14 protein-coding genes and 1 tRNA gene are annotated in these 19,365 nt (G+C 52.9%); 11 read left to right on the forward strand and 4 right to left on the reverse strand.

Going from position 1 to position 19,365, the window contains the following annotated elements:
- The first annotated feature begins 186 nt into the window (after positions 1-186).
- Positions 187-1,113 (forward strand): FTR1 family iron permease, encoded by a 927-nt coding sequence (locus ACTS3T_RS10850; RefSeq protein ID WP_462934939.1) that lies wholly within the window; start codon positions 187-189, stop codon positions 1,111-1,113.
- Positions 1,114-1,129: 16 nt separating this feature from the next.
- Here the strand turns inward: ACTS3T_RS10850 and ACTS3T_RS10855 are convergent, their stop codons facing one another.
- Entirely contained in the window at positions 1,130-3,826 is a 2,697-nt protein-coding gene (locus ACTS3T_RS10855) for an ATP-binding protein (protein WP_377967136.1), read from the reverse strand.
- 409 nt (positions 3,827-4,235) lie between these two features.
- Here ACTS3T_RS10855 and ACTS3T_RS10860 point away from each other — a divergent pair, with 409 nt between their 5' ends.
- The 8 genes from ACTS3T_RS10860 (at position 4,236) to ACTS3T_RS10895 (ending at position 13,691) form a co-directional block, all read left to right on the forward strand.
- Positions 4,236-5,648 (forward strand): aromatic ring-hydroxylating dioxygenase subunit alpha, encoded by a 1,413-nt coding sequence (locus tag ACTS3T_RS10860; RefSeq protein ID WP_377967138.1) that lies wholly within the window; start codon positions 4,236-4,238, stop codon positions 5,646-5,648.
- A 424-nt stretch (positions 5,649-6,072) separates the two neighbouring features.
- Positions 6,073-8,028 carry an FAD-dependent oxidoreductase gene (locus tag ACTS3T_RS10865; RefSeq protein WP_377967140.1) on the forward strand — a complete coding sequence of 652 codons (1,956 nt, stop codon included), beginning with the start codon at positions 6,073-6,075 and terminating at the stop codon, positions 8,026-8,028.
- Between the two features lie 10 nt (positions 8,029-8,038).
- Positions 8,039-9,124, forward strand: coding sequence for an aromatic ring-hydroxylating dioxygenase subunit alpha (locus tag ACTS3T_RS10870; RefSeq protein WP_377967142.1), 1,086 nt, complete (start codon positions 8,039-8,041; stop codon positions 9,122-9,124).
- Positions 9,117-9,260: a hypothetical protein gene (locus ACTS3T_RS10875; protein ID WP_377967144.1), complete on the forward strand. Its 144-nt coding sequence runs from the start codon at positions 9,117-9,119 to the stop codon at positions 9,258-9,260. The genes ACTS3T_RS10870 and ACTS3T_RS10875 overlap by 8 nt, the downstream gene beginning before the upstream one ends.
- On the forward strand, positions 9,247-10,806 hold the full coding sequence (locus ACTS3T_RS10880) for a glycosyltransferase family 39 protein (RefSeq protein WP_462934940.1): 1,560 nt from the start codon (positions 9,247-9,249) through the stop codon (positions 10,804-10,806). Before ACTS3T_RS10875 ends, ACTS3T_RS10880 begins: the two co-directional genes overlap by 14 nt.
- Before the next feature lie 89 nt (positions 10,807-10,895).
- Positions 10,896-12,161 (forward strand): glucosylglycerol 3-phosphatase, encoded by a 1,266-nt coding sequence (stpA, locus tag ACTS3T_RS10885; RefSeq protein ID WP_377967148.1) that lies wholly within the window; start codon positions 10,896-10,898, stop codon positions 12,159-12,161.
- A gap of 90 nt (positions 12,162-12,251) precedes the next feature.
- Entirely contained in the window at positions 12,252-13,541 is a 1,290-nt protein-coding gene (locus tag ACTS3T_RS10890) for a DUF389 domain-containing protein (protein WP_377967150.1), read from the forward strand.
- 79 nt (positions 13,542-13,620) lie between these two features.
- Positions 13,621-13,691, forward strand: a tRNA-Cys gene (locus tag ACTS3T_RS10895).
- 213 nt (positions 13,692-13,904) lie between these two features.
- On the opposite strand, the gene ACTS3T_RS10900 is transcribed toward ACTS3T_RS10895, so the two are convergent.
- Complete coding sequence (locus ACTS3T_RS10900; RefSeq protein ID WP_377967152.1) at positions 13,905-14,423, reverse strand: CAP domain-containing protein; 519 nt, start codon at positions 14,421-14,423, stop codon at positions 13,905-13,907.
- 337 nt (positions 14,424-14,760) lie between these two features.
- Here ACTS3T_RS10900 and ACTS3T_RS10905 point away from each other — a divergent pair, with 337 nt between their 5' ends.
- Positions 14,761-15,513: a class I SAM-dependent methyltransferase gene (locus ACTS3T_RS10905; RefSeq protein ID WP_377967154.1), complete on the forward strand. Its 753-nt coding sequence runs from the start codon at positions 14,761-14,763 to the stop codon at positions 15,511-15,513.
- Positions 15,514-15,572: 59 nt separating this feature from the next.
- Here the strand turns inward: ACTS3T_RS10905 and ACTS3T_RS10910 are convergent, their stop codons facing one another.
- Positions 15,573-15,800: a hypothetical protein gene (locus ACTS3T_RS10910; RefSeq protein ID WP_377967157.1), complete on the reverse strand. Its 228-nt coding sequence runs from the start codon at positions 15,798-15,800 to the stop codon at positions 15,573-15,575.
- Between the two features lie 279 nt (positions 15,801-16,079).
- Between ACTS3T_RS10910 and ACTS3T_RS10915 the strand changes: the two genes are divergently transcribed.
- The gene (locus ACTS3T_RS10915; protein WP_377967159.1) at positions 16,080-16,907 is read left to right on the forward strand and encodes an SDR family NAD(P)-dependent oxidoreductase; all 828 of its coding nucleotides are present in this window, start codon (positions 16,080-16,082) and stop codon (positions 16,905-16,907) included.
- 132 nt (positions 16,908-17,039) lie between these two features.
- Here ACTS3T_RS10915 and ACTS3T_RS10920 read toward each other — a convergent pair whose 3' ends face one another.
- Positions 17,040-19,178, reverse strand: coding sequence for a glycoside hydrolase family 9 protein (locus ACTS3T_RS10920; protein WP_377967161.1), 2,139 nt, complete (start codon positions 19,176-19,178; stop codon positions 17,040-17,042).
- Positions 19,179-19,365: the final 187 nt, after the last annotated feature.

A 19,365-nucleotide genomic window follows, 5' to 3' on the forward strand; every position in this document is an offset into this window, starting at 1 on the left:
ATGTTCGAGCTATGGTTATTCTGCCTGTGAATTGGCTGTCAGGCAGCTTCTCTTAAGACTGTCTTTGAGTTAGCGACTAGATTGAGCTGGGTTAATGGCTGGCGTTTGGCTCATTTTGGCAGCTTAGTAAGCGGCTTTTGCAGCCAATCGCTACACTGAATCATGGGTGGAATTGCGGAACAACTCATGGAATTAACGTCGGCGCTAGCACCTTTTGTCATTACGCTGCGGGAAGGGGTAGAAGCGGCCCTAGTGGTCGGCATTGTTTTGGCTTGCCTCAGCAAGGCTAAACAAACTCAGCTCAATGTTTGGGTCTATGGGGGAGTAGCAGCGGGTTTGGTCGGTAGCCTTTTGATTGGCCTGTTGTTGGGGTTGGGGATTGCTCAAATGCGCAGCTTGCTGCCAACGCTCAACTATTTGATTGAACCTCTGCTGAAGAGTTTGCTAGGGGCGATCGCAATTATTATGCTGAGCTGGATGCTGGTTTGGATGACGCAGCAGGCGCGATCGCTCAAAACGGCTATTCAAGACGATGTGCAAAGCGCCTTGAGTGGTTCTTCGGTGGCAGGGGTCAGTATTTTTAGTTTGGTGTGTGTGGCTGTGCTACGCGAAGGCTTTGAAACCGTGATCTTTTTGTTTACCAGCCTGCAACCTGGTGTCGAGCCGATTGTTGGGGCGGGTGTGGGGTTGTTAGCCGCCGTAGCCGTTGGGTTGGCCCTATTTCGCTGGGGCTTGCAGATCGACATACGGCAATTTTTTCAGGTGATGGGAACGCTGTTGCTGCTGATTGTCGCGGGGCTGGTTGTTTCGGCTTGTAAAAATTTAGATGCGGTTTTTGCCGCCATTAGCCAGCTAGATGTACGCATTTCTGACCTGTGTTTTTCGCGCCAGTCTTGTGTGCTGGGGCCGCTAGTTTGGGATGCCAGCGGCATTCTACCCGACCAGCAGTTTCCCGGAATTTTGCTCAAAACGCTGTTGGGCTACCGAGATCATATTTATCTAGTTCAGCTTGTTGCCTATGCCGCCTTTTTGGGGGGGGTGGGCAGGCGTTATTTTCGCAGCTTGAACGGGCAACCCGCTGGCAAAACGCCAGAAGCTAGCGCTAGCCAATAATCTAGTGACCTTTTGTTCAAGCATCGGCTGAGGGGGTAATCAGCCATTTTTCCAGCATGACTTTCAAATCGTTTAGCCGTACGGGTTTGCTAAGGTAGTCGTCCATTCCGGCTTCTAAGCACTTTTCGCGATCGCCTACCATTGCATGAGCGGTGACGCCAATAACGGGCATCGGTTTTGCCACTTCGTCTAGTTGCCGCAGTCGGCGCGTTGTCTCGTAGCCATCGAGTTCTGGCATTTGGCAATCCATCAGGATGAGGTCGTAGGTCTGCTCAGTCACCTGTTGGAGGGCATCGTTGCCGTTGTCTACTGCATCTGCCTGATAACCCAGGCGTTCTAAGGCTTTTAGCATCAGCTTTTGGTTAACTAAGACATCTTCAACCACTAAAATTCGGGCTGTGGCAGCAGAACGGGTGGGGCTTAAAGGCGGAGTTGAATCACTGTCTATCGGTTTTGGTGCTGGTGTTAAAGCAACTTGAAACCAAAAGGTAGACCCTATGCCTGGATGGCTGTTAACCCCAATTTCGCCGTTCATTAAGTAAACGATTTTGCGACAGATGGCCAACCCTAAGCCTGTGCCCTCATACTGGCGGGAAGCCGAAGCTTCAACTTGAGTAAAGGGTGCAAAAATACGGGCTTGGTCGGCTGGGGCGATCCCGATTCCTGTGTCGCGAACGCTGAAGCCCAATTTCACCGCTGACGCCGCTTCAACCTCAGCTAGCCGCTGAACGCTGACTTCAATTTCGCCGCTCGCCGTAAATTTAATGGCATTGTTGATTAAATTAGTCAAAACCTGGCGCAGTCGCTTAACTGGCCCTTCTAAGTATTGAGGCACTTCCGCCGCGATCGCCGCTTGCAGCCGTAGCCCTTTTTGAGTTGCCTGCGGTTGAAACCGTTCGATCAACTCTTCAACCGTACTGGCTAGATCAAAGGTCGTTGAGTAGAGCTTTAGCTCACCAGCTTCTAGTTTAGACAGATCGAGAATGTCATTAATAATGGCGAGTAGATCTTCGCCACTGTGGGTAATGGACTTGAGATACGAACGCTGCTGCTCGTCGAGGGGGGTCGTTTCTAGCAGTTGAGCAAAGCCGATAATTGCATTCATCGGCGTACGAATTTCGTGGCTCATGTTGGCTAAAAATTCACTTTTGGCCTGATTAGCTTGCAGCGCTTCCGCCACAACCCGCTCTAACGCCGTTTGGGAACTTTCTAGCGCTGCTACCAGCAGGCTATGCCGCAGTTCTTGAGCCGCCTCAACCTCCAGGGGTAGCCAGGGCAAAGAGCGATCGCCCACTTGCTCTTTCCATACCTGAAACGAGCCGCGTGGCCGCAAACGGACGCTGCCCGCTTCATCAACGGCAACCGCCTCGCTAGGATTGCCGCCCCACTCAATGGTGTAGCTTTGCTGCGGGCGAAACCAAACCAGGTGGTAAGCGGTATGGCTCACCTGCACCGAAATAGACAGCAGTCCGCGTACCGGATAAGCAAAGGTCTGAGCCGCCCGATAGTAAGCGGCGAGGTTGTCGGTGTGATAGCTTTCTTGCGCTGCCTGCGTCATCAACCATTGCAGCAGATCGGCCACTTCGGGCAGGGTTGGCGTTTGGCCGACCAGCAAAACCTGATCACCTAAAGCGATCGCCATACCGCTAGCCTGAACCAGGTTAAGCAGCGTTGCTTGATTATTTTTGAGCACTTTTTCAATTTGGTTCGGCTGGCGTGAAAGCGCCTGCCGAAAAGCCCGCTCAATTTGCTGGATCTGTTCGCGATAGTGCTTAAACTCTCGCTCTTGCTGTAAAACCAACTCTACTGATATCAGTTGACCCAGCAGTTCGCAGACTTTGCGCGTAGTGTAGGCGATCGCCTTAGGAACCTGGTGATGGCAGGCAATTAAGCCCCACAAATTTTGCCTATCGACTAGGGGAATCGTCAGCGAGGCTTTGACGCCCATATTGCGCAAATAGGTGCGGTGACACAAAGAAACCCCCCGCAAGTCTGACGCGGTCAAGTTAATAGGCTCAGGTACCGTCGCGGCCAGCAAATCGACGGGCTGATAGTCCAAATCAGGAATGCTGCGTAGCCATTTTTGCGCAAAAATACGCCGTGCCGTTGGTGGAATATCAACAGCCGGATAGCGCAACCCCAAATACGGCTCTAAACCGTCTCGACGGGCTTCAGCCACTACCACGCCACTGTCATCAAAATCAAAGCGATAGACCATCACCCGATCAAAATCGGTCAGTTGCTGCACCACTTGCACCACTTTTTGGCAAGACTCTGCCAGAGACTGGGCTTGCTTAATTTCTACAATTGTTTGCCGTAGCGGGTAATCCAGGTCACGTAAATCTAGCAGCAGTTGGGAAAAAGGCTCTAGTTCTAAAACAACATAGCTGCCTGAACGATAGAGCGTTAGCAGATAGGGGGTGTCGGGTCGCGTTGGGACAGTGCCCCGCAACGGCGGAAATGGCCCAGCCGGATTTTGCGCCAACATCTGCCGAATGGCCTCAGCCACGGCTGGTTGCAAAACAGACTCTAGCGGCTGATGCAGCAAGGCGGGCGGGGAGTGCCCACAATAGGTTGCTATATTGCTGCTAACTTGAACAATCTCTAAGCTGGGCGCTTGCAAAACCAGCAGCGCCCCGTGGGGCTGGATGTGCCCAATCAAATGAGCTGGTTCATCACTGTACTGCGACAAATCGCTAAAATCTACTGCCATGTCTGCAAAGCTACCTACTCTAGAAGCTCTATTTTCCTCAGTGTCTCCGTATGGCGTGAGGAATGCTACAGCTATTGCATAATTTTGATCGATTGGCTCAGCTCAGAGAAAGCTAAGCCGGGAATATTCTTTGACTTTTCATAGTCGGCGCTAGAGAAGCCGGTTCTGAGGGGAAGCTTTTTGCAAGCATCATAGCTAGTCTGTTGAGGTTGGCAGGTAAGCTACTGGCAGTCGTAGCGATCGGGTCTAAAACATCTTAGGCAGTTTGCGATCGCTCCCCGGAACCAGAATGTTAAGTTTTATTTACAATAGAGAAACCTCGGCTCAGGATAGCCCAGGTAGTGAAGTTGGCTGTGCGCTGACGGTGTTGAGACATTATTTTTAATTCAGGCGATCGCCCTAACTGGCAATGGTTCAAACCTCCCCTGCAACCCTTGATTCTGCTTTATCGGCCTCCTCTCTCCAGGGTAGCCCTCTACCTGCTGGCGGGTCTGACCCCAATCGCTTTGATTGGCAGGAAGCCTGGTATCCGATCGCTTACATCAGTGACCTCAAAAAAAATCAGCTCACTCGCTTTGTGCTGCTAGATAACCCTTTGGTGATCTGGTGGGAACCGACCACCGAAACCTGGCGCGTCTTTGCCGATAAGTGTCCACATCGGCTAGCACCGCTTTCAGAAGGGCGAGTAAACGAGGCCGGACAGCTAGAGTGCCCCTATCATGGCTGGGCCTTTTCCGGCGAAGGGGTTTGTGAGCATATTCCCCAACAGCCAGAGACGCTTCAAGCTCACCTTTCGGCGCGGGCGTGTGCCACCTCGCTACCAACGACTATTTGCCAAGATCTATTGTTTGTCTACCCCGGCAACGCCGCCCACGCGGCTCAGGTGCCTGTGCCAGTTATTGAGCCGCTGATAGACGATCCAGAGGGTTGGGTCGTGCTCAACACCTTTCGAGATTTACCCTACGATGCCCTCACCCTGCTGGAAAACGTCTTAGACGCCAGCCACATTCCCTTTACCCACCACAAAACGGTAGGCAAACGAGAAAACGCAGCGCCTATGGCTATGGAGGTACTGGCGGCTGATAAACAGGGATTTCGCGGCATCTGGCCAGAAGGCCCCCGCAAAGGCAAATTGGGTACTCAGCATACGCGCTTTGTGGCTCCGGCGCTGATGTATCACGACTTGACCTCCCAACAGTTTGGCCGTACCCTCACGGTGGTCTATGCTGTCCCCACGCGCAAGGGCGAGTGTCGGCTGTTTGCCCGTTTTCCGTTTAAGTTTTCTGCAAAACTCCCTGGGTGGTTCATTCAGCTAACGCCGCGTTGGTACAGTCACATTGGCAATAACGGCGTTTTAGAAGACGACCAGATTTTTCTACATCTGCAAGAACGGCAGCTAGAAAAAGCAGGCAATAAGCGCTACGCCCAGGCTTGCTATTTGCCTACGCAAGCAGATCGCTATGTGCTGGCGTTTCGGCAATGGGTGCGCGACTTTGAGGCCGATCCGTTTGTCGGCCAGCGCCTGCCGTCTGAATGGTCTAGATCTGCCTTGCTCGATCGCTATCACTCTCATACCCAGCACTGCGGTAGCTGCGCTCCGGCGCTGGCGAACATTCAACGCTGGCGTCGAGTTGCTGCTGGGGTGGCGTTTTTATCTTTGAGTTTGACACCATTAGCGGCGATCGCCTTAGGCAGCGGGCTGGGAACAGGGCTGACCACTTTAGCGCTGCTAGCAGGTGCTAGCTGGTATGGGTTGGGTCGGCTAGAGCGGCGCTTTTATGAAGGACGTTCTGTACCGCCGCGCAACCTCAGCAAAGCCTAGCCCTGCGTCAAAGCTGGGTTGATATCGTATAGAGCGATACCAGAGCGCTAGCCGCCCGCTAACGTCTCTAGGCAGCGGCTGTTTGGCTCAAACAAGAATCATTTGGGCGCAAGCAGGCTCTTGCAGGCGTCAGCTTTCATAAATGCCCGAATTTGCGCCGCGTATCGGTAAATTCTGGGGCTTGTGATTGTGGCAACTGTAAAGCTGGTCTAATATTACAAACAATCCTTATACCGTTGAGTGCCATTAGCCGCATTAAGTAATGCTTGTAAACATGTAGACTCACATAGATGAACCGCCTGTCAGGTAGCTGTTTTCTTCTAAACTGCCAGGTGTAGACAATCTCTCTCTAGGCTTAGTGCCACTCAGTGCCCAAAGGTACTGCTTGTCAGCTAGTCGTTGTCCACAATAGGCATTTTTCTATATGGGTCGGTTGTTCGATTCACTCTTGCTTCAGCCCTTATCTCGGCGGGCTGTGCTTAAGCTTTTTGGTGTGGGCGCTGCGGGAAGCGCGTTAGGGTACAGTCGCTTAGCCAAACCCCAACCCACGATTCACCAGCAAGACGCCCTCTCGTTGCCGCGTCAGATCAGCCGCCCAGTGAAGGTAGCCGTCGTGGGGGGCGGGCTAGCAGGTTTAGCCGCTGCCTATGAACTGAGCCAGCGCGGGGTTGAGGTAACGCTGCTAGAGCGATCGCCGCAGTTAGGTGGCAAAATTGCTAGCTGGGCGATCGAAGTCAACGGAGAGCCGCTGATGATGGAGCATGGCTTTCACGGCTTTTTCCCCCAGTATTACAATCTATTTGGCTTGGTGGATGAACTTAGCATTCAGCAAAATTTTAAATCTCTAAACTTTTATTCGGTTGTTTATAAAGAGCGCTATGAGCCGGAGGTTTTTCGACCTAGCCACTCGGCTTTTCCCTGGAATATTGTCGATTTGGCCGTTTCTTCACCCAATCGGCTGAAGTGGGGTATTAACCTCGCCAAGATCAAGCATTTAGAAGTTTTTCGAGAAATTACAGGCTTTCGCGTCCCTCAAAGCTTTGAGCGCTTAGACAACATTTCGGTGGCGGAGTGGGTCAAAGACGATTTTCCCCGGGGGTTGTATGACCTGTACTTTTTGCCTTTTGCTAAATCCAGTTTGAATGCTCCCGACGTGATGAGTGCGGGAGAACTGATGCAGTTCTTCCACTTTTATTTTTTCGGCAATCCAGAGGGGCTGGCCTTTAACGGCACCTGCCAGGATATGGGGCGCAGTTTGGTACAGCCGATTGCAGAAGCGATTCAGGCCAACGGGGGACGCATTGTTACTGAAGCTACGGTGAGTCGGCTGAGCTGGCAAGACGGTCAGCTAACCGGGCTGACTTTTCAGCAAGGCGATCGCAATAGCAGTAACGTACCTTTTTGGGTCGATCGCAATCCCCTACTCAGCAGCGAGGCAATGAACTATTACGGCGCTGGCGATCGCCTGTTTGCCTGTCAACCAGGGAGCGATCGAGCCTTGTCGCTCACCTGCACACACCAAGGCTGTAGCGTCCATCAAGAGGTGGCAGCGGCAGAGAGCGGATTTTATTGCCCCTGTCACGGAGCGGCTTATAGTGCCAGCGGTGAAGTGCTCAGCGGCCCTGCCCAGCGCAACTTAGCTCAGTTTAAGGTAATCGACAGAAGCGAAAATCAGGTGCAGCTAGTGGCGATCGCCAACGCCGAGGTGCCGCTGACCGAAGAAGCGCTAGAAGCGGACTATTACATTCTGGCAGCCGATATTCCGGGCGTAAAACATCTTTTTAATCTTTCAGAGGGCACGCCTGACGCCACCGTAACCGCCCAGGTTGAAAAGCTAGCCGTTGCTGACCCCTTTGCGGTAGGTCGCTTCTGGTTCGATCGCGACTTTGACTGGGAGCATAGCTGGTTCACCTCGCTTTCAGGCTATCGCCTTACCGATAGCATCACCCTCTATCACCGCATTCAAACCGACTATATTGACTGGGCTAGCAAAACTGGCGGCAGCGTGGTTGAGCTACACGCTTACTGCTACAAAGAAAAAGAATTTCCCACCCAGCAAGACTTACTCAATACCTTTCAAGCTGAGTTGTTTGAAATTGTTCCCTCCCTGCGCGAAGCTAAAATGCTGCATCGCCAACTGGTCAACCAAAAGAACTTCGCCGGATTTCCGCCCGGTAGCTATCCTGATCGCCCTGAAACCGTCACAGCAACCCCAAACCTTCTATTTGCAGGCGACTGGGTAAAAATGCCCTTCCCCTGTGGGCTAATGGAGCGGGCGGTCAGCAGCGGCTTACTTGCAGCCAACGCCATTTGCCAGCAAGAAGGGGTTCAACGACGACCGCTTATGTCGGTCAATCCAGAAGGTCTGTTAAAAATCTAAGAGCGAGCAGATGGACACGACGCAACTAGCCCCCCAAGCCTTAGCCTCTTCTCAAACCGCGATCGCTGCTGATCTTCGTCAACTTGGCATTAACTTTAACCACTGGTATGCGGTCGCCCGCAGCCGCGATCTGACCCATACTCCTTTAGCCGTCACCCTTTGGCAGCAGGCTATTGTGCTGTACCGCGATCGCCAGGGGCAGGTACAAGCGCTCGAAGATCGTTGCCCCCATCGCCAGGTCAAGCTCAGCCACGGTCAAGTCGTCAACGGAGAGATGGAGTGTGCCTATCACGGCTGGCGCTTCGGCCAAGCAGGCACTTGTACCCACGTTCCCTATTTAGCCGACAACCAAAAGCTGCCCACCTGCAAAATTCGGGTCTATCCGGTGCAAGAGCAAAACGGCTTTATTTGGGTCTTTCCGGGTGACGATACCGCCGCTACCGCCAAAGCGCCCCTGCCGCTGCCAGAATGGGATCACCTCAACTACATTGCGACCGTGGCCATTATCGAAGCGGAAGCCCACTATTCCTTCTTAATCGAAAACCTGATGGACATGTACCACGGGCATCTGCACGACAGCTATCAGGCTTGGGCAGATCCGGTTTTGCAAGACTTAGCGGCAACCAGCGAGGCGGTTCATGCCCACTACGCCGCCCAAAGCTATTACAAAATTGACAAAATTTGGTCGGTTTCCCAGCTCTTTTTTCCAGCCCTGCGCCGACTGCATCCTGAGCCACTAGATGTCAGCTATCTTTACCCCAACTGGCGATCGACCTTAGGCCAAGATTTTGTCATTTGTTGCCTGTTTTGCCCCCAAGGGCCAACCCGCACCCGTGCTTTTTTAATTCACTTCACTTCGCTCAATGCCTTTCACCGCCTTCACAAGCTGCCTGTGTGGTTCCGGCGCTGGGTGCGAGATAGCTTGTTTGGCTCAGCCCAAAAATTGCTAGATGGCCTGGTTGAACAAGATGTGGTGATGATTGAAGAAGAGCAACAGTCTTACTTGCAAAACCCGCAGCGGCGGGGGCCAGAACTCAACCGCGCTTTACTCAGCGTGCAGCGCTTGATTCGGCAGCAGGCGCAGGCGGGTGAGTAGCCGCAAGCGATCGCCGCAGCCAGAGAACCATACCCGTGGGTTTGAACACCCGTCTGGGGGTATTTGCCGTTGGCGCGCTCGGCTAACTTTAGCGTATGGCTGGCAGGGTCGGGGGGAACAAGATGGTCGTGACTGAGAGTGAGGCTTTGCCGCTAGCGGAACAGGGGAACGCTGGCAAGTTGCAGCGGCGGCTTTCGCTGGTGTTTGTACTGTTTGGCATGGCGGTACGGCTGGCGCACTACGGCAGCAATCGTTCGCTATGGATTGACGAGTCATTTCTAGCTGCCAATATTCTCAATCGCTCTTACGGGGAGCTGCTTTCTAGGCTGGATTATGAGCAGGTTTCCCCGCCGCTTTTTCTATGGCTAGAAAAACTATGTGTGCAGCTTTTGGGCAATTCAGAATATAGCCTGCGCTTGCTGCCCTTGGTTGCCAGCTTGGTAGCTATGGGGTTGTTTTATCGTCTGGCTGATCGGGTCAGCCAGGGCTGGGTAACGCCAGTTGCGATCGCCCTATTTGCTGCCTCACCTCATGTCATTTATTTTGCGGCTGAGGTCAAATCCTATGGGGTGGATATTGCGATCGCGCTGGTGTTGTTTTTGGCGCTTTGGGCTGCTCAGAGTCCGCTCAGCCGTCAGAAAAGCTTGCAGCTAGGAAGTTTGGGCGCAGTTTGTATCTGGTTGTCGTATCCCAGCGTTTTTATGCTGGCAGCGATGGAGAGCGTCACGCTGCTACAGGTGCCGCCTAAACAGCTAAAAACCGTTTTGCGCGATCGCGCTGTTATGTATGGCCTATGGCTGAGCAGCTTTGGGGCGTTTTACGTTTTAATTATCGAGCGCACCAAAACGGATTTGGTCGATAACTGGGACAGTCGCTTTCCCAATTCTTGGCTGGACATCGGCTGGATCTTTGACTCATTAGGCCGCTTTTTTCATGAACCATTGGGCTTTGCAAGCTATGGCGATGGAGCCGCTTTGATCGCCTTTGGGCTAGGGGGCGTTTGGCTCTATCGCCGCAGTCATCGCCTGCTTGCCTATTTAATTGCACCGCTGCTGGTGACGCTGCTGGCAGGCTATCTGCACCAGTATCCCTTTTGGGAGCGGCTAGTTGTGTTTTTGGTTCCTTTTCCGCTGGTGCTGATTGCGGTGGGGATAGTGGGGTTAACTGCTCAGCTACAGCGGCGGCGCTATGGGGTTGGCTGGGTGGGCTTATTGATGCTGATTTTGCTGGTGTTTACCCCAGTCAGTGCTGCGACCCAAAAGCTACTCCATCCGGAACAGTTTTTGTTTCAGCATGTGCGTCCGGTCATTGAGCATATTCGAGCGAACTGGCAACCGAGCGATCGCCTTTTTGTTTTTTCTAAGGCTAAAAGCCAGTTTATTTACTACAGCCAACGCTATGGGTTTGCGGCTGCAGATTACGAAGTTGCCAGCTTTGAAGCCCGTCTACCCCAGCTTGATGAATTCAATACTGAATCTTTAGCGGCTTATCGAGTGGCAATGGATCGCTTGCTGCTAGAACTCGAACCGTTGCGAGGGCAACCGCGAGTTTGGCTATTGCTCGCCCGCGATCGCTTAGGCACCGCAGGCGCTTTAATCACCGACTTAGATCACCATCTCGGCCAGCGTTTAGACATTGTCAGCGCTCCAGAATCAATCGGCTTGCTCTACGATATGCGCTGATGCGATCGCCGCTTGTAATTCGGCCTTTTTACAGATGGCTGATAGGTTAGAAGAGGTGATTCTAACTTTGGCTGCACTCAATTAAACCCATGACTTCCTTTACTGGCTTGCCGCTGCATCAGCAAACCTACTCGCTGCAGCACGAAGCTCTGATTGATTTACTCGCCACCACTGAAAACTTATTAATCATTCAAGACCTCGACGGCGTCTGTATGGGGCTAGTTAAAGATCCGCTGCACCGCCAGATTGACCCCGCTTATGTGGAAGCCACTCAAGCCTTTGACGGTCATTTTTTTGTTTTAACCAATGGCGAACATATTGGTCAGCGCGGGGTTAACGGCATTGTCGAACGCGCCTATGCAAACCATCCTATTTCTTATTTGCCAGGGTTAGCGGCAGGCGGCGTACAGTGGCAAGATCGCAGCGGTGAAGTGCTGCACCCTGGGGTTAGCGATGAAGAATTAAGCTTTTTGACAGCCATTCCCGATCGCATTCAGCAGCGTCTACGTCAGTTCTTTAGCGATCGCCCCACCGACCTGACGCCAGAACAGCTCGAATTTTGCATTGAAGCCTCAGCGCTCGATAACAAAGCCTCGCCAACGGCCAACCTCAATACGTTTTATGAGGCTCTGGGCAACGGCCATGAAATCTACATCGCTTTGCAGCACGAAATGCAGGCACTAATGCGCGAGTTGCTGGCAGAGGCTGCTCAAAAAGGCTTGAGCGATTCTTTCTTTGTCCACTACGCGCCGAATCTAGGGCGTGATACCAGCGGCACAGAAATTGTCTGGTTTAGCCAAGGCAACGAGTCAGGTACAACAGACTTTCAGTTCATGCTACGGGGTGCGGTGAAGGAAGCAGGCGTGTTAGCGATTCTTAACCGCTACTATCATCAGCGCACAGGTACCTATCCCCTGGGGGCGGCCTTTAACTCTCGGCAAGCTCCTCACGATCACCAAATGCTGCTGCAACGGGTGCAAGAAAACTTTGACCCGGCTACCATGCCGCTGATAGTAGGGGTAGGTGACACCGTCACCAGCAAGATGGTAGAAGAAAACGGCGAGCTACAGGCTAAACGAGGCGGCAGCGATCGCAACTTTTTGCAGCTGATTCAAGACATTAACCTGCATTTTGGTAAAGGCAATCTGGTTGTTTATATTGACAGCAGCGGCGGTGAGCTAAAAAATCGTCAGGCCATTCAGGTGGCAGCGGTCAATGGTAAACCTGAGGTTGTTCAAGGGCCGTGCGATCCGCGCGATACCACCGATCCGCTGAAGTTGAATTTGGTTTTTCCCGGCGGCTACCAGCAATACTGCGCGGCTTTCAAAACAGCAGCTAAACGACGGCAGACCTGAAGAACGCCTTCACAGAATCTTTCCTGCGATAGGCCAATTCAACCCCGCTTTCTCCTAAGCTGAGGCCAAAGCGCTAACCAGAGGATTGCAATGCGTCAACTGCTAATTCAGGTGCCGCGTGGGCAAGGAGCGCAGGTATTATCGCTTGCTCAAAAGCACCAGGGTGCCAATTTAGCGCAGTTAGAGGCTAAAGAACCCGACAGAGTCATAGATCTGGTCATTGCTTACCTCCCCAATCGCCAGGTAGAAAAGTTGCTGGATGATTTAGAGGCGTTACCAGCGGTTAAAGTCACCCTCGTACCCAGCGGGATGATGCCGCTACAGCCACCCGCAGACGAAGCGCCGCAGCAGGTGACTAATGTGCAGGCTCGCAGCCCCATTGAGATTTTTTTGGCAGGGTTGCAAAGTATTGGGTCGTGGTCTAGCTTTTTAGCCTTTGCCGCGATCGCTGGCGTGATTGTCTGGATCGGCTTATTTACCAACAGTAGCTTTTTGCTGGTTGCTGCCATGCTGATTGCTCCTTTTGCTGGCCCAGCCATGAACGTGGCTATTGGTACTGCAAGAGGCGATCGCCGCCTGCTGCGCCGGAGCTTGCTGCGTTACTTCTGTGCTTTGGCCGTCACCATCGCGACAGCCGCCTTACTCAGCCTGGTTTTTAACCAGCAAAACGCGACAAACGCAATGGTGGCCAACAGTCAGATATCTGTAGTAGCCGTCTTACTACCGCTGACGGCAGGCGCTGCCGGAGCGCTGCAATTAGTGCAGTCTGAGCGCAGTAGTTTGGTTTCTGGAGCCGCCGTAGGTATGCTGGTCGCTGCGTCTTTGGCTCCGCCAGCGGGGCTAGTGGGCATGTCGCTAGCTTTGGGCGAGTGGGATATGGCTAAAAGTGGCGCTTTTTTGCTGATTCTACAGCTAGCAGGCATTAATCTGGCGGGAGCGGCTGTCTTTCGCCTGTATGGGCTGTCACCGCAAGGCGCACGCTACAAACGCGGCGATCGCATTGTCTTCCCCGTCGTCCTAGCTTTGACAGGCACTATTTTAGCGGGATTGCTGACCTGGCAATTCAGCCAACCGCCCAACCTACAGCGATCGAGCCGGGTGCAATCAGCCGTCGAGGTTATTCAAAATACGCTCCAGCAAGACGATACGGTTTATCTAGTTGAAGCAAATGTTCGCTTCACACGAGCCAGCATTCCAGGACAAAACACGCTGCTAGGGGTGATCTATGTTCAGCCTCAGGCGCAGACATCGCTGAGCGATCAGACCTTAAGCGAACGGCTGAGTCGCCAAATTCAACAAGATTTGCTTGCACAGGGATTCAACGTCACCCCTCTCATTAACGTCATCGTCCTCAGCCCCCCTGCGGCCAGTGGGTCTTGAAGCCTTCACTGCTATGGGTGATTCTCTCCACCCAGCGTTAACCTTGTTCACAAAATTTGCTATATTAAGGTTTCGGAATGGCGGCATGGCCAAGTGGTAAGGCAGAGGATTGCAAATCCTTTATCCCCAGTTCGAATCTGGGTGCCGCCTTTGAGGATTAACGCTCGTTAAAGGTTGACGGCTAAAGGCAGCGGGCAGAATGAAAAGTTCTTTGTCAGGGCTTTTAGCTGTTTAAGTGTTTCAACGCTAACGGCTACAGCCATCACCCTGCTTTGGTCAGTCTCCAAAAAATGACGAATTTACGTCATTTGAGCCGACGAGAAATCAAGGGTTGATCTCAGTTTGAGCCATCGCCTCGTCGTTTTAGAGTTCGCCAAAAAGCTGGGTGAAATAATACTGCCCTTGGGCGTCTTGGGCAATGCCAATGCCTGTCTGGCTGAAGTCTCCCAGCATGTTTTGCCGATGCCCAGGGCTTTGCTTCCAGCCTTCTACCGCTTGCGCTGCCGGATCTTCAAACCCCGAATTAAACGCCACATTTTCTGCGGCTGAGCGTAGCGGCAACGTTTGGCGAATAGCCGCCACCCGCTGGGAAAAGCCGTCGTGGCTAAGTCCGCCAGCTTGCGCCATTGCTTCGCTATGCTGACGAGCTTCAGCCGACATTAGCGGCTGCAGGCTTAAAGGTGCAAGTCCTTGCGATCGCCGAAATTCGTTTACCTGCTGATGAATGGTTTGAACCATGTCAGGAAAATTGGCCGCTGGCGGGGTAGCCGCCGTCGGGGGCGTGGCCGCTGTAGTGGGAGTAGAAGTTGGGGTAGAAGCAGCCGAAAGCTCTGCCGGACTTACCGTACACCCCGCCGAGAGCAAGGCTGTTGCTAGTGTCAAAGAAACCAGTATGGGGTTCACAAGTATAGTTTGGGGAAACAGTTTTTCTATTAGGCCGCAAAAAGCGTCAGACCACCTCTTGAAAACGATAGAAAATCTGCTGACATCCCTCAATTTTTTAGCCCCCTGCCGCTAATCTCTCCGGTGGTAAAACCGGGTGACGCTATGGCAACTAGCGCTCAGGCACTTAAATGACTAAAGCCGCTGGCAGAAACTTTGTATTCGGCCTGTAGCCTGCTGTTTTTGCCTTTAGCTATACTCCGTAACATTACAGTTAATGCCCGATCGCGAATGGGTACACTCCCCTCGGCCTGCAAATCAGTGAGATCTCGTTAAGATGTCTGAATCGCCTCAGTCTGCCTATCGATCCAGTTTGTATGAGCGCTACGCTACGACCCACTACGCCCCCGCCGCCGGACTAACAGACAAACTCTCTCTGTATCGAGCCAAGCAATATAGTCGATATTTTGGGCCTTATCTACCCGCCGATAAAGCAGCCCATATTTTAGAAGTTGGGTGTGGCGATGGCTCGTTTTTGCTGTGCTGCCAACAGCACGGCTATAGCCAGGTAAAGGCAATTGATATTTCGCCTGAGCAAGTTGAAATTTGCCACCAAAAAGGCTTTCAGCAAGTTGTTTGTGCCGATATTAACAGCTACTTTACGACGCAGACAGACAGCCTAGACTGCGTTGTCATGAGCGATGTGCTAGAACATCTGAGCAAGCCAGAGGTCATTCAAACGCTAAAGGCCATTTTTCAACACCTCAAGCCGGGGGGTAAGCTGATTGTTCGGGTGCCGAATTTGAGCAATCCGTTCAATCTCAAAACCCAGTTTGGCGATTTTACCCACGAGACTGGCTTTACTCAAAGTAGCCTGCAGCAGGTGTTTCAGGTGGCTGGGTTTCAGGTCGAAACTGTCCACGGCGAGTTTTCAGAACACGCCAATCGCTGGAAGCGCCTTTGGTATGACCAGATTGTTTGGAACGCTTTTCAAGCTTTTCTCAAAAACACCATGCATTTAACGACCGAGGTGGTACGCGGCAAAAATCTTATTGCGGTTGGCTTTAAAGCAGCCAGTAAGATTTCCTAACGCTGTTTTAAGGTGTCAGTTTTTTAACTTGCAGTAGCATAATTGCGATCGCCAACCGTCTAAACACTGATGTAGTTGAGTTTGAGGCAGGCGATCGCTATTTTTTGCTGGCTAAAATCAGGCTCATTAAAAGCCAAAAACATGAGAATGAAGGTAACAGGCGATCGCCAATTCTCATAAATGCGTTCTGGGGTTAGTCGCTGCTGTTGCCGCCCAATCGGGTCTACAGAAAAGGTTGAGTTGGCCTGACTGGGGTTTATGAGTCGGCGTGATCCTGAAAGAAGCATTAAGCAATACCAAAAAAACCAGCCTTTATAAATAAATGTTGCAGCTTCTTGATCTGCTTGCTAGCTTGTGAATGCAGTTGCTTCTAACATTGATCCAACCTTTTAGGAGGCTACTTTCTATGAACTGCATCCGCTTCAACTGGGTGAGGAATTAGCGCAGGTAGGCCCAACCGTGGGCATAGCCCTAATTCTGTTTGCAATTTCACAACTGTCTGAACCGCAAAGCTGCTCGTGGGAGCAATAGGCAGCTTGTGAATCACCGACTTTAGGAGATTTGTCATGAACATTCAAGGAAAGACGGCTCTGGTGACCGGAGCCTCGCGCGGCATTGGCCGAGCGATCGCGCTAGAACTGGCTCACCAAGGCATCCGCCGGATTATTTTAAGTGCCCGTAACCGCCAAAAGTTAGCTGAGGTTGCCACTGAAATTGCGGCGTTGGGGGTAGAAGTTGTGCCCCTCTGCTGTGATTTGACCCGACCTCAAGAGGTGAGCATTGCCATTGCCCAAGCTTGGAAGAGCCACGGCCCCATTCATCTACTAGTCAACTGCGCTGGAGTGGCTCACCAAGCTCCGTTTTTGAAAACCCGATTGCCGCAGGTGCAGGCCGAAATTGATACAAACTTGATTGGCCTATACACGGTAACGCGTCTGGTTGCCCGTCGCATGGCGACGCAACGAGAGGGGTGCATTGTCAATGTCTCTAGCCTGATGGGGAAGGTCGCCGCGCCAACAATGGCTACCTACTCAGCCACGAAATTTGCCATTTTGGGCTTTAGCCAAGCCCTGCGCCATGAGCTAGCAGGTCATAACGTCGAGGTGGTGGCGCTGTTACCGTCTCTGACCGATACCGACATGGTGCGCCACTTTGACTGGTTTCGAGGAGTGGTGCCAATGACCCCGCAGCAAGTAGCCCAAGCCTTGATGCGGGGGTTGCAACAAGGCAAGTCAGAAATTGTAGTGGGTTGGCAGGGGCGCTTAGCTCTGTGGTGCGATCGCCTAGCACCTTGGTTTTTGAACTGGATGTTGCGGGTGACTTCTCCGCGGATAAAACGGGCTGAGCGATCGCCAAAAAGATTCTCAACCCCGCTTTATCAAGAAGGTTTATAAAGCCTGATAGCCGCCGCCCTCTCAGAGGGCGGCAAACCCTATCCTCTTTTGGGGATCTAGGCCAAAACGACGTAAATTCGGCGATTTGGCCTACGAGCCGTCAAGCTCTGCCCCCCGTTTGATAGAAGACGGCTATGCTGCCGCCACCGCCAAAGCCCCATCCGCAACGGCAATACCCGGTAGCGCGTTCAGCTCAGCTCCACTCAGTGGCTCGCCACCATATCGCCCTGCTAACCGCGCCAAAGCCCCGGTAAAAGCGGCGTTGTAGTCTAGAGCTACCTCGTTAGAGATATAGTCTGTGCGGGCATCTTCGTAGGCAAAGTCGCTGGCCGACTTAGGGCCACCAACCAATGCCCCATAGAGAATATGGTCGTTGACCGCCGGATCTGAAATATTTGTCGTCCCTGAAGCGGCTCGGTGATGCGGATTGAGCGCATAACTTTCGCCAAAACCCACCATGTAGCTAAACTGTCGCGGGTTGTCGCCCAAAATATAGTCAATCTGCTGCGTTGCAAAGTGGCTGTATTGGCCACCGGGGTCATTCACCGTATCGCTGTAGATGCCCGCCAGAAAAGCCGTGTTGGCACTATAGCGCAGGGAACCCCACTGATCTAGCCAAGCTAGCCCTCCTTCGGTGTAGGCAACGCTCCCCCCCGGTAACCAGCTATTGAGCCAGGTTTCTACCTGATTCCGGTAACGAGCCGCGCCTGTTTCTTGCGCCAACATCACGGCTGTGCCGTAGGATTTGTTATCCCAGCTTTGCGTCCAGCCGGGGCCAATGCTGGTATAGGCCGACTCAGCCTTATTCAGGTAGGTAACATCTGACTGACCGCTCGCTTCTAGCGCTTCGTGCAGCCAGATGGCTCCCCAAGCTAACTCATCCTGGTAGCCACTCCAAGAGTTATAAAACTGAGCGCTGTTGGGAATCGAATTAGAATAACTGCCGCGATAGGTATCGGCAAAGGTATAAAGCTGTTCAGCATTTTGCAATAGCTCATCTGCATAAGCCGCATCGCTAGGCCGAAACACAATAGAAGCCGCTGCCAGCGCCGCTGCCGCCTCAGCCGCCAGATCTGAACCGGGATGGTCGCGATCGATTTTGAACGCCGGACGGGGCATGGTCATTTCTTCGGGGGCACCCCAGTAGCTGTGATCGACATTGCCATCACCTACCTGCCCCCAAAAGGCTTGAGTGCCCTGGCTATCGGTCACATGGGCTTTCAGCAGATAGTCAGTGCCCCACTTGATTGCCGCTAGTGCCTCATCTAGCTGCCCCATCTGGCTATAGGCGTCACCATACGCCTGAACCCCCCAGCTCAGCAGCGTCATTGAAGCGGCCATCGGCAGGCCAAATTTGACGTGATCGCCTGCGTCGTAGTAGCCGCCTGTGAGGTCAACGCCCACCGCTGCTCCGTCGGCAAGGGCTGAGTCTCCTCGCCATTCAATCCGATGGTCGGCTGGCAATGCTCCCGATCGCTGGGCTTCATAAAACAGAAAAGATTTTTGCAGGGCTTCTCCATAGTTAAAAGCACCCGTTCCTGAATTGGCAGGCGGGGGCAGCGGGGTTGGGGGCGGCGGGGCGACAGGTGGCGGCACAGGAGCAGGTATAGCAGCCACGTCATTATCTACAATGCTGCCACTGCCTTGGTTGTCCGTTAGGCGAGCGCCGCTGGCATTGCTCAGCTTTAGGGTTAACGTTTCTGACGGCTCTACTTGGGTGTCGTCTACAGTGGGCACTGAGATTGTCTTTTGGGTTTCACCGGGGGCAAAGGTGAGTTGACCGCCTGTTGGCTGAAAGTCTTGCGAAGCCTGGGCGCTACCGTTTTCAGTGGTGTAGTCGAGCGTAACCGGGGTAGCACTTGCCTGAGAAAGCGACACCGTAAAGTTGAGGTTGCTGCCTTCGGTTGCTGTGGCATCGCTAATGGTTACTGTAGGCGGCGGTGGGGGCGTTGGCGAGGCAACGATCGGCGGGTCGGCCTCTAGCAGGCGCAGGCGGGTCGGCTGGTTAGAGCTGCCTTCAGGCTTTTGACCGTTAAAGCCAAAGCGAACACTCTCTCCGGGGGCAATCGAGCGGTTCCAACTGAGATTAGAGACGCTGTAAGTATTGCCCGTTTGGTTGAGGTTGCCATTCCAAAGGTGCGCAATTGTAAACGGCGCTTCAAAGGCTACCTGCCATTGATCGATCGCTTGGGTACCCGTGTTGGTGATTATGATTTCGGCAGTAAAGCCTGTGCCCCAATCATTGAGAAGGTTGAATTCTACTTTATTCATCACTTGCAGATTTAAGATATGTCTAGGCGATCGCGCCCGATTGACAGCCTCAAGCCACCGCTAACCAGTCTGTTTGCGGCCAAGGCGATCGCATCAATCCATGACGCTTATCCTGCACCCGGGTAGATGCCGAAATCGGTTTGAGAAGGCGGTAGTCCCGTAGACGAGCTAAACAAAACCAGCTCCA

This window comes from Almyronema sp. (assembly GCF_052168255.1).
In the GTDB taxonomy this organism is placed as follows: domain Bacteria; phylum Cyanobacteriota; class Cyanobacteriia; order Phormidesmidales; family Phormidesmidaceae; genus Sphaerothrix; species Sphaerothrix epifaneia.

What these genes read in the sequence shown, in the direction of transcription:
- ACTS3T_RS10850 (WP_462934939.1), top strand. Translation starts at nt 187, where the DNA reads ATGGAATTAACGTCGGCGCTAGCACCTTTTGTCATTACGCTGCGGGAA.
- ACTS3T_RS10855 (WP_377967136.1), bottom strand. Translation starts at nt 3,826, where the DNA reads ATGGCAGTAGATTTTAGCGATTTGTCGCAGTACAGTGATGAACCAGCT.
- ACTS3T_RS10860 (WP_377967138.1), top strand. Translation starts at nt 4,236, where the DNA reads ATGGTTCAAACCTCCCCTGCAACCCTTGATTCTGCTTTATCGGCCTCC.
- ACTS3T_RS10865 (WP_377967140.1), top strand. Translation starts at nt 6,073, where the DNA reads ATGGGTCGGTTGTTCGATTCACTCTTGCTTCAGCCCTTATCTCGGCGG.
- ACTS3T_RS10870 (WP_377967142.1), top strand. Translation starts at nt 8,039, where the DNA reads ATGGACACGACGCAACTAGCCCCCCAAGCCTTAGCCTCTTCTCAAACC.
- ACTS3T_RS10880 (WP_462934940.1), top strand. Translation starts at nt 9,247, where the DNA reads ATGGTCGTGACTGAGAGTGAGGCTTTGCCGCTAGCGGAACAGGGGAAC.
- stpA (WP_377967148.1), top strand. Translation starts at nt 10,896, where the DNA reads ATGACTTCCTTTACTGGCTTGCCGCTGCATCAGCAAACCTACTCGCTG.
- ACTS3T_RS10890 (WP_377967150.1), top strand. Translation starts at nt 12,252, where the DNA reads ATGCGTCAACTGCTAATTCAGGTGCCGCGTGGGCAAGGAGCGCAGGTA.
- ACTS3T_RS10905 (WP_377967154.1), top strand. Translation starts at nt 14,761, where the DNA reads ATGTCTGAATCGCCTCAGTCTGCCTATCGATCCAGTTTGTATGAGCGC.
- ACTS3T_RS10910 (WP_377967157.1), bottom strand. Translation starts at nt 15,800, where the DNA reads ATGCTTCTTTCAGGATCACGCCGACTCATAAACCCCAGTCAGGCCAAC.
- ACTS3T_RS10915 (WP_377967159.1), top strand. Translation starts at nt 16,080, where the DNA reads ATGAACATTCAAGGAAAGACGGCTCTGGTGACCGGAGCCTCGCGCGGC.
- ACTS3T_RS10920 (WP_377967161.1), bottom strand. Translation starts at nt 19,178, where the DNA reads ATGAATAAAGTAGAATTCAACCTTCTCAATGATTGGGGCACAGGCTTT.